Here is a 13,638-nt window from a genome sequence, read left to right as displayed (position 1 = left end):
TGCGCTTCCGGGGGAGGGCCACGGTCCGGGTCCTGTTCGGTCACGTGTCGGAGAAGGGGTGTGCTCCGGGGCGCCGGCCCGGGGAGTGTGCGGGCATGGCGAGACGCGGGGGATGTCTGATCAACGGGTGCCTGGGTGCGCTGGTGCTCGCGCTCGTGCTGGTCGTGGGCGCGATGGTGTCGTTCTGGAACACCGGCAGGGAGGCCGGGGCCGAGGCTCGGGATCACGTCACGGCGTCCGCCGAGGGGGCAAGGGACCGTCTGGCGGAGGCGGCCGCCGACGGCGAGTTGCTGGACACGGAGATCCAGCGTGCGGTGCTGAACATCGGGAAGACGGGGGAGGCGATCGAGCGGCGTGACGGGCGGGTGACGGTCACGGCTCGGTTCACCGGGATGGTGAACGTCGGGTTCGGGGGCACGCAAGCCCAAGGCTGCTATCGCTTCGAAATCAACGCGGCTGCGACCCCGCCGCCCGTCTCCGTACGTGAACTGGCCGACAAGGCATGCTGGTTCCGGTCGGGGAGACCCTACCGAGAGCCTGCTGCCGTCGCTCAGGACGTCACTGCCGAGCTGCGCACGGCGGTGGCGGAGGGTGGTCCGGAGGGTGCCCGATCCGCCGAAGTCTGGAAGACCCAGGGCATCGAAGTTGAGGACACCGAGATCAGGGACGGTCAACTCGTCGCCCTCGTCTGGCTGTCCGGTGGAACGGGACCGCAGGGTGAGGACTGCTACGAGTTCCGGGCGAAAGCGGAGCCAGGCGCAGTCGACGCCAAGAAGCTGAAGCCGGACGGCTGTTACCGCCTCCAGCGGGGGCGCGACGCGCTGGCGGAGAAGGCCCGCCGCGTCGAACTCGACGCGAGCGCCCAGAAGATCGAGCGACGGCTGGAGAACGCGATGGCCGACGGCCGGTTGACCGACACGGAACTGCCTCGGGCTCTCTCACTCCCGACAACGGATGACACCAGCGGCGAGTCGGTCACCGGCCCGGTCGTCGCGCCCGAGAGCGTGGAGCGTTCGTCCACCGAGGTGCTCGTCGTCGCGCGGGTGGTCACGGCGAGCGCCATGTGGTGCTACGAGTTCCGTGCCCGTCTCCCGACGGCGTCCGTCACCCGCCGCTACCTCAGTAACGGCTGCCCGTTCTGACCACGGTGGCGACGAAACCCCGGTCCGAGGAGACCGGGGCCAACGTCCACTACCTGGACGGGAGTTCAGTGTTGCTTGGTGAGTTCGGGCGCGGCAGGCGGCGCCTCCTCGTGCAGCCCGAACCGGTCGTGGGCCCGCCGCAGCCATCCCGGCGCCCACCAGGCGCGCCGCCCGAGCAGTGCCATCGTCGCCGGGACGAGGAGCATCCGTACGAGGGTCGCGTCGATCAGCACCGCGAGGGTCAGCCCGAGGCCGATCTGCAGGATGGGTGCGAAGCCGCCCGTCATGAAGGCGCCGAAGACGACGGCGAGCAGCAGGGCGGCGCAGGTGACCACGCGTCCGGAGCGGCGCAGCCCGGTCACCACGGCCTCGCGGTCGTCGCCGCTCTGCAGCCGTGCCTCCCGCATCCGGGCGAGGATGAACAGCTCGTAGTCCATGGCGAGCCCGAACGCGATCGCGATGATCAGCGGAGGTGCGGTCAGGCTCAGCGCGCCGAGTTCCTGGGAGCCCAGCACGCCGGCCAGGTGCCCGTCCTGGAACACCCGGACCACCACACCGAGCGCGGCACCCAGGCTGAGCAGCGTGGTGACGATGGTGCGCAGCGGGATCAGGACCGAGCCGGTGAAGGCGAAGAGCAGGAGGAAGATTCCGCCCAGGACGGTGACGGCGGCCCAGGGCGCGCGGTCGGCGAGCATCTCGCGGAAGTCGACGAGGCGGGCCCCGACACCGGTGACCTCGACGGGTTCGTCGCCGCGTATGTCCCGTACGCGCTGGACCAGGTCGGTCGCCGCCCTGCCGTCGGCGCTGCCGCCCGGCCGCAGGCTCAGGACCGTCGTGCCGCCCGGCAGGTCACGGGACTCGGCGCCCGGCGAGAGCGCCCGGATCCGGTCGGCCGTCGCCGGATCGGTGCCCGGCTTCAGGACCACGGTCACCGGGGAGACTCCGGTGCCCGGCGGGAAGTGGGCCTCCACCGTGTCGTCCAACTGGCGTGCCTCCGTGCTCGACGGCAACTGCTGGGCGTCTCCGATGTTGATCTTCATGCCGGTGACGGGCAGCGCGAGGACGAGCAGGGCGACGGCGGAGGTCACCGTCACGACGACCGGACGGCCCGCGGCGAACCGGGCGAGGCGGGCGAAGACACGGCCCTCCTCACCGGCGGGCTTGGTGCGTGCCGGGGCGATCTTTCCGCCGAAGCGGGCCAGCAGCGCCGGCAGCAGGGTGAGCGCGGCCAGCATGTCGACGACCACCACGGCGGCCACGGCCAGACCCATGCTGCGCAGGAACGTGCTGGGGAACACCAGCAGACCGGTGAGGCTGACGGCCACGGTCAGCCCGGAGAAGAGGACCGTGCGTCCGGCGCGGGCCACCGTGCGGTGCACGGCCTCCACCACGTCGTCGGTGGTGCGGCGTTCCTCGCGGAAGCGGACCACCATCAACAGCGCGTAGTCCACGGCGAGTCCGAGGCCCAGCATCGTCGTCACCTGGATCGCGTACACGGAGATGTCGGTGAACTGGCTGAAGCCGAACAGCGCCAGGAACGCGCCCGCGATCCCGCTGACCGCGACCAGCAGGGGGAGGCCTGCGGCGCGCAGTCCGCCGAAGATGACGAGCAGCAGGACGAGAACGACCGGCAGCGAGATGATCTCGGCGCGCGCCACGTCCTCCTGGGCCCGCTCGCCGAGCTGCTGCCCGAGCAACGGGCCGCCGCTGACGTGGACTTCGGGCGCCTTGATCTCATGGATGCGGTCACTGGCCGTGTCCAGGACCTTCTCCTCCGCCTCGTCGTCGAGGCCGCCCTTCAGCGTCACCGGGATGACGAGGGCCTGCCCGTCCTCCGCGAGGAGACCGGGCGCGTCGTACGGGTCGGGCACGGCCGCGATGCCGGCGGCGTCGCGCAGGTCGGCTACGGCGCCCTCGACCTGGGCGCGCAGCCCGGGATCGGACACCGCTGTGCCGCCCACCACGCCGGTGATCGACTCGCCGACGGGGTCGATGCCGTCGAGGTGTACGGCCGCCCGGTCCGACTCGGTGCCCGGCACGTCCGGCACGGAGTCGCTGAGCCGCCCGAAGACGCCCGTCCCGAGCCCGAAGCCGAGCAGCAGGAAGAGCAGCCAGAGGCCGATCACGGTCAGGGGGCGGCGAGTTGACGCCCTGGCGATGGTGTCGAGCACGGGGTGCCTCCCGGCGGGGTCGGCGGTTGTAGGAGTTGCCCCAGACTCGCGTGGCCCGCCCCGCCGCCGGATCGCCGAGGCGAGCGGTTTCGGGGGATCCCTCGCGCGGGTGAGTGGGTGGGTCGGCTCCGCCGTACGGGGGATGCGCGGCTGCGGGCCGGTGGGGGCTTGTCGCGCAGTTCCCCGCGCCCCTGAGGCAACTGGGGCGCAGCCCCTGCTTTTGAGGGGCGCGGGGAACTGCGCGAGCAACCCCCACCGGCCCGCGGCCGACAACGAACCGCCCCGAAAGGTCAGTTCGACCCCGGGGTCACCAACCCCGTCTCGTACGCCCGGATGACCGCCTGGACCCGGTCCCGCAGACCCAGCTTGCTGAGCACATTGCTGACGTGAGTCTTCACGGTGTGCTCGCTGACGAACAGCGTCGTCGCGATCTCCGCGTTGGAGAGGCCGCGGGCCAGCAGCCGCAGGGTCTCCTCCTCGCGAGCCGTCAGGACGTCGAGATGTACCGACGAGGGCGGCGGCGCCGAGGCCTCGGCCCGTCGGCGCTGGATGATGTCCGCGACCAGCCGCCGTGTCACCGAGGGCGCGAGCAGGGAGTCGCCGGCCGCGACCACGCGTACCCCGTGCACGAGGTCGTCCCGGCGTACGTCCTTCAGCAGGAAGCCGCTGGCGCCCGCGTACAGCGCCTCGTAGACGTACTCGTCGAGGTCGAACGTCGTCAGCATGACCACTCGGCAGGCGGACTGCGCGCAGACCAGCCGGGCCGCCTCCAGGCCGTCCATCCGGGGCATGCGGATGTCGAGGAGCAGCACGTCCGGCGTGTGCCGCTGCACCGCGGCCACCGCCTCGACGCCGTCGCCGGCCTCCGCGACCACCTCGATGTCGGGCTGTGCCTCAAGGATCATGGTGAACCCGCTGCGGACCAGCTCCTGGTCGTCGGCGACCACCACACGGATGCTCACCCCAGGGCCGCCTGCCGGCCGACGGCCACGGGAAGGCGTACGACGACCCGGAAGCCGCCGTCGGGACCGGGTCCCGTACGGGCCGTGCCCCCGCAGGCGGCGGCCCGCTCGCGGATCCCGATCAGGCCGTGGCCCGTCGCGCCCCCGCTGCCGCCGCGGTCCGCGGGGCCTCGCCCGTCGTCCGTCACCGTGAGTGTCAACTCGTCCTCCGTCCAGTCGAGTTCGACCCGCGCCAGGGAAGCGTACGCGTGCTTCACGGTGTTGGTCAGGGCCTCCTGGACCACGCGGTAGGCGGCGACCTCGGTGTCCGGGTGCAACGGACGCGGCTCGCCGCCGGCGTGGAGCTCGACGCGCAGGCCCGCGGTCTCCGAGACCTGCCGGACCAGGTCGGTCAGGGCCGCCACACCGGGCTGCGGCAGCCGGACCGACGTCCCGTTCACCGGCTCGTCCTTGAGCACGCCGAGGATCCGCCGCAGCTGTGTCATCGCGTCCCGCCCGGCGCCGGCGATGGCGTCGAACGCCGCCTCCGCGCGCTCGGGATCGCTGCGCATTACCACGGGCCCCGCCTCCGCCTGCACCACCATGAGGCTCACCGCGTGGGCCAGGATGTCGTGCATGTCCCGGGCGATCCCGGCCCGTTCCTGCGCGACGGCCCGCGCGGTGTCGGCGGCCCGCTCCCGCTCCAGCCGGCGGGCCCGGTCCTCCAGCGCCGCGGTGTACGCCCGCTGGAGACGGGCCAGCACCCCGAAACCGTACGCGCTGACGCAGCTCAGCAACTGGAAGGCGTACTCGAAGGGTTGGGCGCCCTCCTTGTGCATCATGGTCAGCGACACCCCGGCCAGCCAGCCCACCAGCATGAAGCGCCGCTGCCAGGGCAGGGCGATCGCGGCCATCGTGTAGAGCACGACCAGACCGCCGTACATCACGTCGGGCGGCGGCGCGTGGTAGACCGCCATGGCGGGCGTGAACACCGAGACACCGCAGGCCGCCAGGAACGGCGCGCGCCGCCGCCACACCAGCGGCACCGCCGTACCGGCGCCCAGCAGGAAACCCTGCCAGGTGAGGCGGTCGTCGCCGTCGTCGGGGAACATCCACTGCAGTGACGCGGCGAACAGCACCAGCGCGGCGAGCGCGGCGTCGACGACGTACGGGTTGGCCGCGCGCAGGCGTGCGACGGCAGGTGTGATCCAGGACTGGGCGGAAACGGACATACGCGGCTCCTCGGGGCAAGGGCCGTCTCAGTATCGGGTGACCGCCGGGCCACGTCCTCACCGGTGAGAGGGATTTCCGAGGCCCGCGTTCCCGGCAGGGACCTGTCCTCTCCGAAAGGTCTCGCCTTCCCGGACGGGGCCCGCCCCTCCCGGGACGACGAGGCACGCGCACCGTGTCACTACCGTTGCGGCTGCCATCCCAGCGCCCGCGAGATGCCGAGCGCAGCGAGCCGTACCGCCGGGATCAACGCCGGTGTCTGCGCGTCGCGTTCGGGCACCACGACCGAGACGGCCGCGGCCACCGAGCCGTCCGCCCCGCGGACCGGTGCGGCCACCGACAGGGCGTCGTCGGTGATCTGACGGATGCTCACCGCAACGCCCGCGCGGCGGACTTCGGCGAGGACGCGGCGCAGGGTGGCCGCGTCCGTGATGGTGTGCGGGGTGAATCCGGCGAGCGGTCCGCCGCAGTACGTCTCCTGGAAGGCGGCCTCGCAGTGCGCGAGCAGCGCGAGGCCCACGCCGGTCGCGTGGAGTGGCCAGCGGGCGCCGACCTGGATCTTCACGCCCACGGCCGAACGGCCGGAGATCCACTCTATGTAGACGACCTCGGAGCCGTCCCGGACCGCCAACTGCACGTTCTCGTGCGTGGCTTCGTACAGGTCCTCCAGGTACGGCAGCGCGATCTGGCGCAGTGCGAGACCGCGTGGGGAGAGCGCCGCGATCTCCCACAGGCGCAGGCCCACGTGATAGATCCCGGATGCGTCGCGCTCCAGGGCTCCCCAGTCGCTGAGCGCGCCCACCAGCCGGTGGGCGGTGGTGAGGGAGAGCCCGGCCCGGCGGCTGATGTCCGTGAGGGAGAGCGCCGGGTGGTCGTGGTCGAAGGCGGCGAGCACGGCCAGGAGGCGGTCGGGGGCGGACGCCGCGGTCATGGGCCGAGTCCGGTCATGAGTCGAGTTCGGCTTCGGCGATCCGCTGCAGAAGCGTGTGCAGGGTGTCCCGCTCGGCCGGGTCGAGGGGCTGGAGCAGGTCGTTCGTCACCCGCAGACCCGCCTCGTCGGTGTCGCGCAGGAAGACGCGGCCGTCCTCGGTGAGCACCACGATGCGGCTGCGGCGGTCGTCGGGGGAGGGGCGGCGCTCGGCGAACCCGAGCTTCTCCAGGTCGTCGACCAGACCGACGATCGCGCTCGGGTCGTAGCCGAGCCGCGAGCTCAGCTCCCGCTGGAGGGCGCCCTCGGAGGTGGCCAGGAACCGCAGCAGCGCGTAGTGGCGCAGCCGCAGACCCGACTCCTGGAGGAACGTGTTGAACAGCTGCCCCGACCGCAGTCCCAGCCGGTACAGGAGATAGCCGGTGTCCGAGTGCAGCCCGCGCATCCACGGCTCCTGCGAGTCGATGGAGTCGGGGGGCGTGGCGTGCTGCTGGCCGGCGATGGCGGGCTCCCTGGGCCGGGCCCCCGCGGGGGCGGTGCGTACGTGTTCCCCACAGCATGCCGCACAGACGAGTCGGCAACAACTATTGACGACAACAATGATTGTCTTTAGCTTCGATCTCGTAATGCTCCGATCTCGTAGCCGTCCTGCCTTCCGCAGGTGATCCGCTTCTCGAAGGGACCCGTCGTGCCCAGCATCGATCTCACCGGCAAGGTCGCCGTCGTCACCGGCTCCGGCCGAGGCCTCGGCCTGGCCTATGCGCACGCCCTCGCCGCCGCCGGCGCCTCCGTGGTCGTCAACGACGTTGACGAGGACGTCGCCGAGCAGGCCGTCAAGGCGATCACCGAGGCGGGCGGTACCGCCGTGGCCGAGGTGGTCCCGGTCGGCACCACAGAGGCAGCGGACCGGCTGGTGGGCCGCGCGGTGGAGGAGTTCGGCCGCCTCGACATCCTGGTCACGAACGCGGGCATCCTCCGGGACAAGGTCCTGTGGAAGATGACCGACGAGGACTTCGACGCGGTGATCACCACCCACCTCAAGGGCACCTTCACCTGCGCCCGCGCCGCCGCCGTACGCATGCGCGAGCAGGGCGAGGGCGGCACGCTGATCCTGGTCGGCTCCCCGGCCGGACAGCGCGGCAACTTCGGCCAGACGAACTACGCCGCCGCCAAGGCCGGCATCGCCGCCATGGCCCGTACGTGGTCGATGGAGCTGGGCCGCGCGGGCATCACCGTCAACGCGATCGTGCCGGTGGCCGCGACCGCCATGACCGAGACCATCCCGGCCTTCGCGCCCTACATCGAGGCCATGCGCGGCGGCGAGCCGCTGCCCGAGTTCCTCCGTAAGGGCGAGGGCTTCGGCACCCCCGAGGACTGCGCCGTCCTCGTCCCGTTCCTGGCCTCCGAGGCAGCCCGCGGGGTGACCGGCCAGGCCATCGGCATCGGCGGCGACAAGGTCACCCTGTGGTCCCACCCCCAGGAGATCAAGGCGGCGTACGCTGACGGTGGCTGGACCCCCGACTCCCTCGCCGACGTCTGGCCGGCCTCGCTGGGCGCCGAGCCGCAGTCGGTCGGCATCCCCGCCCCGAAGTTCCCGGAGGCGTGACCCATGACGAACATCGATGTCGAGGAACTCGTCGCGATCGACGTCCACACCCACGCCGAGGTCTCCTCCAAGGGCACCTCCTCCCTGGACGACGACCTGCACGAGGCCTCCAGCGCCTACTTCAAGGTCGAGGGCAAGCGGAAGCCGACCCTGGAGGAGACGGCCGCCTACTACCGTGAGCGGAAGATGGCCGCCGTGATCTTCACGGTCGACGCCGAGTCCGCCACCGGCACCGAGCCCGTCCCGAACGAGGAGGTCGCCGAGGCGGCCGCCGCCAACGCGGACGTACTGATCCCCTTCGCCTCCATCGACCCCTTCCGCGGCAGGGCGGGCGTCAAGCGGGCCCGCCGCCTGGTCGAGGAGTACGGGGTGAAGGGCTTCAAGTTCCACCCCAGCATCCAGGGCTTCTTCCCCAACGACAGGTCGGTCGCGTACGAGCTGTACGAGGTGATCGAGGAGACCGGCACGATCGCCCTGTTCCACACCGGACAGACGGGCATCGGCGCGGGCGTCCCGGGCGGCGGCGGGATCAGGCTCAAGTACTCCAACCCGCTGCACGTGGACGACGTCGCCGCGGACTTCCCGCACCTCAAGATCATCCTGGCGCACCCGTCGTTCCCCTGGCAGGACGAGGCCCTCGCCGTCGCCACCCACAAGCCGGGCGTCCACATCGACCTGTCCGGCTGGTCGCCGAAGTACTTCCCGCCGCAGCTCGTGCAGTACGCGAACACGCTGCTCAAGGACAAGGTGCTGTTCGGTTCCGACTACCCGGTCCTCACCCCGGACCGCTGGCTGGCCGACTTCGCGAAGCTCTCCATCAAGGACGAGGTAAGGCCGAAGATCCTCAAGGAGAACGCGGCCCGGCTGCTCGGCCTGACGAAGCCATAACCGGCAGCCATGTGCAACGAAGGACAGGGGCACCCCATGTGCAACGAAGGACAGGGGCACGGACATGCGCAATGAGGGACTGGGGTCGTGGCCCGCACGCCGGGCCCGCAAGACCCCGCACCGCACCGCCCTGATCCACGGCGACACGACGGTCACGTACGCCGGGCTGTACGAGCGCACCACCCGCCTCGCGCACGCCCTGCGAGCCTCCGGAGTGCGCCGCGGCGACAGGATCGCCTACCTCGGCCCGAACCACCCCTCCTACCTGGAGACACTGTTCGCCGCGGGCACCCTCGGGGCGGTCTTCGTGCCGCTCAACACCCGCCTCGCCGGACCCGAGATCGCCTACCAGCTCACGGACTCCGGCGCGAAGGCCCTCGTGTACGGACCGGCGTTCGCCGGCCTCGTCGCGGGACTGCCCGGCAACAGCGACGTGCGTACGTACGTCGAAGTGGGCGCCGAATACGACCAGTTGCTCGGCGCGGCCTCCGACGAGGCGATCGACGAACCCGTCACCCCCGACGACACCTGCATCATCATGTACACCTCGGGCACGACCGGCCGGCCCAAGGGCGCGATGCTCACCCACGGCAACCTGACGTGGAACGCGGTCAACGTCCTGGTCGACCAGGACCTGATCGCCGACGAACGCGCCCTGGTCTCCGCCCCGTTGTTCCACACGGCCGGGCTGAACATGCTGACCCTGCCGGTCCTCCTCAAGGGCGGTACCTGCGTCCTGGTCGAGGCCTTCGACCCGGCGGCCACCTTCGACCTGATCGAGCGGCACCGGATCACCTTCATGTTCGGTGTGCCCACCATGTTCGAGCACGTGGTCCGCCATCCGCGCTGGGCCGACGCCGACCTGTCCTCCCTGCGGATGCTCAGCTGCGGCGGCTCACCCGTGCCTACCCCGCTCATCGCCGCCTACCAGGAGCGGGGCCTCACCTTCCTCCAGGGCTACGGCATGACCGAGGCCTCGCCCGGCGTGCTCTTCCTGGACGCCGAGCACGCGGTCACCAAGGCGGGTTCGGCGGGCGTGCCGCACTTCTTCAGCGACGTCCGTGTCGTACGGCCCGATCTCGCCCCCGCCGACATCGGCGAGACCGGGGAAGTGGTCGTACGCGGGCCGCACGTCATGCCCGGCTACTGGGGGCTGCCCGACGAGACCGCGGCCGTGTTCCACGACGGCTGGTTCCGCAGCGGGGACGCCGCCCGGATCGACGAGGACGGCTATGTCACCATCGTCGACCGCATCAAGGACATGATCATCTCCGGCGGCGAGAACATCTACCCCGCCGAGATCGAGGACCAGCTCCTCGCCCACCCCGACATCGTCGAGTGCGCGGTCATCGGCGTGCCCGACGAGAAGTGGGGCGAGGTGCCGCGTGCGGTCGTCGTGCCGCGCGAGGACGTCGAGCTCGACCCCGACGAGGTCCTCGCGTCCCTCGCCGGACACCTCGCCAAGTACAAGATCCCGAAGTCGGTGGTGCTCGCGGACGAACTGCCGCGCACCGCCTCCGGCAAGCTCCTCAAGTCCCGGGTGCGCAAGCGGTACGGGACGCGATGACCCTCCGAACTCCCCTCAAGGAACAGGCACTTATGAGCATCACCGTGAACGGCATCGACGAACTCAAGAAGCTCGCCGGCAGCGACCTCGGCACCAGCGAGTGGATCGAGGTCACCCAGGAGCGCATCAACACGTTCGCCGACGCCACGGGCGACCACCAGTGGATCCACGTCGACGAGGAGAAGGCCAAGGAGGGGCCGTTCGGCGCGCCCATCGCGCACGGATATCTCACGCTCTCCCTCTTCATCCCGCTCTTCACCGGGCTGCTGGACGTCCAGGGCGTCACCACGAAGGTCAACTACGGCCTCAACAAGGTGCGGTTTCCCTCGCCGGTGAAGGTCGGCTCACGTATCCGCCTCGTCGGGAGGCTGGCGGATGTCGAGGACGTGCCGGGGGGTGTGCAGATCACTGTTGACGGCACGATCGAGATCGACGGTGCGCCCAAGCCCGCGGCGGTGCTGCAGAGTCTGTCGCGTTTCTACGTCTGAGCTACGGCTGGGAGCGCCGTTTTCGTCCGCGGGTTCGTCGTGGCCTGTCGCGCAGTTCCCCGCGCCCCTGAAGGGGCCCCTAGGGCCCCGGCCGTACCGGCACCAGGTCGAGAAGTCGTTCCGCCGACTCCCTCGCGAGGGGGGTCAGTTGGGCGTACACCGTGTGGAACGTCTTCTCGGCCTGTTCGGCGGGCCAGTTGTCCGGGAGGTGTTTGACCGGCAGTCGTGGATCGCGGCGGACGACCTGGAGCCACTCCGTCGACAGGCGCAGGCGGAGTGCGAGCGCCTCGTCGGCGGCGGGCTCCGACGTCTCCCAGTGCTGCCAGCGGTGCGTGAACGCCTCATAGCGTGTGGCCAGTTCGTCCAGTTCCCAGGTCTCCTCGATCATGGCGCCGATGTCCATGCCCGCGTCCGCGTGGGCACGGAAGATCTTCACATGGGCGGACAGGCCCAGCTCGGTGACGAGCGCGGAGACGTCGACCTCGCCGGGCGCGATCCACAGCCCGCCGAACAGCGGGCCGAAGCCGCTCCACGTCAACTGCGCGCGCAGATCGTGGCGTTGGCGCTGCCAGGACTCCGGCAGTGAGAAGCCGAGCAGCGTCCAGGAGCCGTCCCAGTGCCGGTTGACGGCCCCCTCCTCCCAGATCCGCTGCTCGCCGTCCCGCAGCACGGACTCCGAGCGCTCGGTCAGCCCGAAGTACATACGGCGTCCCTCGCGCTGCCGCCTGAGCAGATCGCGGCCCACCATGCGCGTCAGCGTCGAGCGGGTCGCGTGCTCGCCGACGCCCGCGCGCCCGAAGACGTCGATGACGCTCCCCGAGTACACGCAGACGTCACGGCCGAGCACCTGGTCGCCCAGGAACGACAGCATGAGGGACTGGGGCCGCAGCGCCTCGTCAGTGGTCACCGGCCCACGGTACGCCTGTCGATCAGCTCGTGACCAGGTAGTACGGGCGTACCGGCCGCCCCGGTACACGCGGCCCCGGACCGGCCTCACCGGTGGCCGGCGACCTCCACGAAGACGGGGTTGGAGTAGAACCACGTGTCGAGCCACGGATCACCGTCGCCCGGCGCGTGCGGGATCGGCCCGTGCGGGTCGACCGACGCGCCAAGGTACCCGGCGCCGTGCCGGTTGCCGTCGCTGCCGCGCAGCCGCACGTAGAAGGACTCGTCCCCGGCGGTCAGCGGGATGCGCAGGGTGTACGTGCCCTCGCGGCCGGACACGTCCGCCGTGTGCACGACCTTGGTGGCCGGCGCCCGCCAGTTGTCCCGGTCGGCCGACGGACCGCGCACCGCGCCGCGGATGACGTCCACGTGGGCCAGCTCGGGCAGGATGTCGTGCGGGTTGGGCCGCGAGGCGGTCGTCACGGTCACGTTCAGGGTGAGCTTCTCGCCCTTGCGCACCCGCAGCCGACTGCCCAGGGTGACGCCCCGGCCGTGGTCGCAGTCCCGCTTCAGCCGTACGTCGAGACCGTCGAGCAGATGCCCGTGGTCGAGCCAGACCCGGCCCGCGCGCAGGCCCGCCATCACCGCGCGGTAGCCGTAGCGGGACACGCCGACGTGCGTGCGGCTGAACTGGCCGGGCCAGAAGTCGCCGCCCGGCTGCGGCTCGGTCGTGTTGACCGGGTCGGGCAGCCGGCCCGTGTTGTCGAAGTTCTGCCCCGGCAGCCAGTCGCCGTTCTTCCAGGTGTCGAACACCACCCGGTGCACATCGGAGTTGGTGGTGATCGTGAACAGCCTGCCCTCGGAGAGCATGGCGTCCCACATGCCGCCGACGGTCGCCGTCATCCAGTCGAAGCCGCCGTACGTGAGATACGAGTCCGTCGGATAGGCGGGCCAGGAGTCCGCCGACGGCTTGTTCTCGTACTCGCCCCGTATCGACGTCGGACCGCGCCAGCCGGGGATGGCACCGCCCTGCGCACCCGGTGCGCCTTCCATGCCGATCATGATCTCGGGGGCAGCGTCCCGCCAGTTCCGCATCTCGTGCGGGGAGTCGATGCCCAGCCGCATCGGGTGGTTGGCGAAGACCAGCACGTCGTCCACGTAGCCCGAACGGCGTTGTGCGGCCAGCCACTTGATGGCCTTGACGGCGTGCGCCTCGTTGCGGGGAGTGTCGGGGTGGGTGGGGCCGCCCGCCGTGTAGCCGAGCAGCTTGCCGTCGTAGGCCAGCTCGAACTGCGTGAGCAGGTCCACCTCGTGGCGTCCGGGCGCCGCGAAGATCGTGCAGTGCTCGGCGCCCGGGATGTACCACTCCAGGCCCTGGAAGATCAGCTGACGCGGGTTCGCCGCACGGGCCTTGAGGATCTCCTCGTGCTCCAGCTTCGCCCCGTACTGGGCGTGCCCGAAGTTGGAGTGCTCGTTGAACACCATCCAGTCGAGGCCGTACCTGGCGCTCGCCTGCGCCAGTTGGGAGAACGTGTACTTCGCGTCGTGGCTGTAGACGGAGTGCACATGGTGGTCGCCGACGAGGTAGGCGAGGTGCGGGTCGTTGCCGCCGAAGCCCTCCGCGCTCGCCACGGCGGGCGTCGCCAGCGACCCGGCGGCGAAGGCGGCGCCGAACAGGCCCGCGCGGCGCATGAGCTGACGTCGGGACACGCCCTGCTCGTCGAGGGCGGCGGGGGAGACGGACGGATCTGCCCAGGGGGGCAGTTGCTGCTCGGTCATGGTCTGGTGAGTC

The 13,638-nt window shown here is 71.1% G+C and carries 12 protein-coding genes; 5 read left to right on the top strand and 7 right to left on the bottom strand.

What is annotated here, in order from left to right; genetic code table 11:
- Window positions 1–95 precede the first annotated feature (95 nt).
- Window positions 96–1,142: a hypothetical protein gene (locus QF035_RS10315; protein ID WP_307519768.1), complete on the top strand. Its 1,047-nt coding sequence runs from the start codon at window positions 96–98 to the stop codon at window positions 1,140–1,142.
- Window positions 1,143–1,207: 65 nt separating this feature from the next.
- On the opposite strand, the gene QF035_RS10310 is transcribed toward QF035_RS10315, so the two are convergent.
- From QF035_RS10310 to QF035_RS10290, 5 genes are all read right to left on the bottom strand, one after another.
- The gene (locus tag QF035_RS10310; RefSeq protein ID WP_307519766.1) at window positions 1,208–3,313 is read right to left on the bottom strand and encodes an MMPL family transporter; all 2,106 of its coding nucleotides are present in this window, start codon (window positions 3,311–3,313) and stop codon (window positions 1,208–1,210) included.
- Between the two features lie 290 nt (window positions 3,314–3,603).
- Window positions 3,604–4,275 (bottom strand): response regulator, encoded by a 672-nt coding sequence (locus QF035_RS10305; protein ID WP_307519764.1) that lies wholly within the window; start codon window positions 4,273–4,275, stop codon window positions 3,604–3,606.
- Window positions 4,272–5,486 carry a sensor histidine kinase gene (locus QF035_RS10300; protein WP_307519763.1) on the bottom strand — a complete coding sequence of 405 codons (1,215 nt, stop codon included), beginning with the start codon at window positions 5,484–5,486 and terminating at the stop codon, window positions 4,272–4,274. Before QF035_RS10300 ends, QF035_RS10305 begins: the two co-directional genes overlap by 4 nt.
- Window positions 5,487–5,665: 179 nt before the next feature.
- A complete protein-coding gene (locus tag QF035_RS10295) occupies window positions 5,666–6,415 on the bottom strand; it encodes an IclR family transcriptional regulator (protein ID WP_307519762.1) in 750 nt (249 codons plus the stop codon).
- 13 nt (window positions 6,416–6,428) lie between these two features.
- Window positions 6,429–6,857, bottom strand: a complete 429-nt coding sequence (locus QF035_RS10290; protein ID WP_143644115.1) for a MarR family winged helix-turn-helix transcriptional regulator — start codon at window positions 6,855–6,857, stop codon at window positions 6,429–6,431.
- A gap of 243 nt (window positions 6,858–7,100) precedes the next feature.
- On the opposite strand from QF035_RS10290, the gene QF035_RS10285 reads away from it, so the two are divergent.
- The 4 genes from QF035_RS10285 (at window position 7,101) to QF035_RS10270 (ending at window position 10,961) form a co-directional block, all read left to right on the top strand.
- Window positions 7,101–8,018 (top strand): SDR family oxidoreductase, encoded by a 918-nt coding sequence (locus QF035_RS10285; RefSeq protein ID WP_307519760.1) that lies wholly within the window; start codon window positions 7,101–7,103, stop codon window positions 8,016–8,018.
- Between the two features lie 3 nt (window positions 8,019–8,021).
- Complete coding sequence (locus tag QF035_RS10280; RefSeq protein ID WP_307519758.1) at window positions 8,022–8,906, top strand: amidohydrolase family protein; 885 nt, start codon at window positions 8,022–8,024, stop codon at window positions 8,904–8,906.
- Window positions 8,907–8,970: 64 nt separating this feature from the next.
- A complete protein-coding gene (gene menE / locus QF035_RS10275; protein WP_307519757.1) occupies window positions 8,971–10,473 on the top strand; it encodes an o-succinylbenzoate--CoA ligase in 1,503 nt (500 codons plus the stop codon).
- A 32-nt stretch (window positions 10,474–10,505) separates the two neighbouring features.
- Entirely contained in the window at window positions 10,506–10,961 is a 456-nt protein-coding gene (locus tag QF035_RS10270) for a MaoC family dehydratase (RefSeq protein ID WP_307519755.1), read from the top strand.
- A gap of 79 nt (window positions 10,962–11,040) precedes the next feature.
- On the opposite strand, the gene QF035_RS10265 is transcribed toward QF035_RS10270, so the two are convergent.
- Together QF035_RS10265 and QF035_RS10260 are read right to left on the bottom strand one after the other, a co-directional pair.
- Window positions 11,041–11,868, bottom strand: coding sequence for a PaaX family transcriptional regulator (locus QF035_RS10265; protein ID WP_307519754.1), 828 nt, complete (start codon window positions 11,866–11,868; stop codon window positions 11,041–11,043).
- Window positions 11,869–11,954: 86 nt separating this feature from the next.
- Entirely contained in the window at window positions 11,955–13,625 is a 1,671-nt protein-coding gene (locus tag QF035_RS10260; protein WP_307519753.1) for a histidinol-phosphatase, read from the bottom strand.
- Between the last annotated feature and the right edge of the window lie 13 nt (window positions 13,626–13,638).

It is taken from the genome of Streptomyces umbrinus (assembly GCF_030817415.1).
Lineage (GTDB): Bacteria > Actinomycetota > Actinomycetes > Streptomycetales > Streptomycetaceae > Streptomyces > Streptomyces umbrinus_A.
Note: the sequence above shows the minus strand (reverse complement) of the source record. Positions and strands in the feature narration are given on the sequence as shown.

What these genes read in the sequence shown, in the direction of transcription:
- QF035_RS10315 (WP_307519768.1), top strand. Translation starts at nt 96, where the DNA reads ATGGCGAGACGCGGGGGATGTCTGATCAACGGGTGCCTGGGTGCGCTG.
- QF035_RS10300 (WP_307519763.1), bottom strand. Translation starts at nt 5,486, where the DNA reads ATGTCCGTTTCCGCCCAGTCCTGGATCACACCTGCCGTCGCACGCCTG.
- QF035_RS10295 (WP_307519762.1), bottom strand. Translation starts at nt 6,415, where the DNA reads ATGACCGCGGCGTCCGCCCCCGACCGCCTCCTGGCCGTGCTCGCCGCC.
- QF035_RS10290 (WP_143644115.1), bottom strand. Translation starts at nt 6,857, where the DNA reads ATGCGCGGGCTGCACTCGGACACCGGCTATCTCCTGTACCGGCTGGGA.
- QF035_RS10280 (WP_307519758.1), top strand. Translation starts at nt 8,022, where the DNA reads ATGACGAACATCGATGTCGAGGAACTCGTCGCGATCGACGTCCACACC.
- menE (WP_307519757.1), top strand. Translation starts at nt 8,971, where the DNA reads ATGCGCAATGAGGGACTGGGGTCGTGGCCCGCACGCCGGGCCCGCAAG.
- QF035_RS10270 (WP_307519755.1), top strand. Translation starts at nt 10,506, where the DNA reads ATGAGCATCACCGTGAACGGCATCGACGAACTCAAGAAGCTCGCCGGC.
- QF035_RS10260 (WP_307519753.1), bottom strand. Translation starts at nt 13,625, where the DNA reads ATGACCGAGCAGCAACTGCCCCCCTGGGCAGATCCGTCCGTCTCCCCC.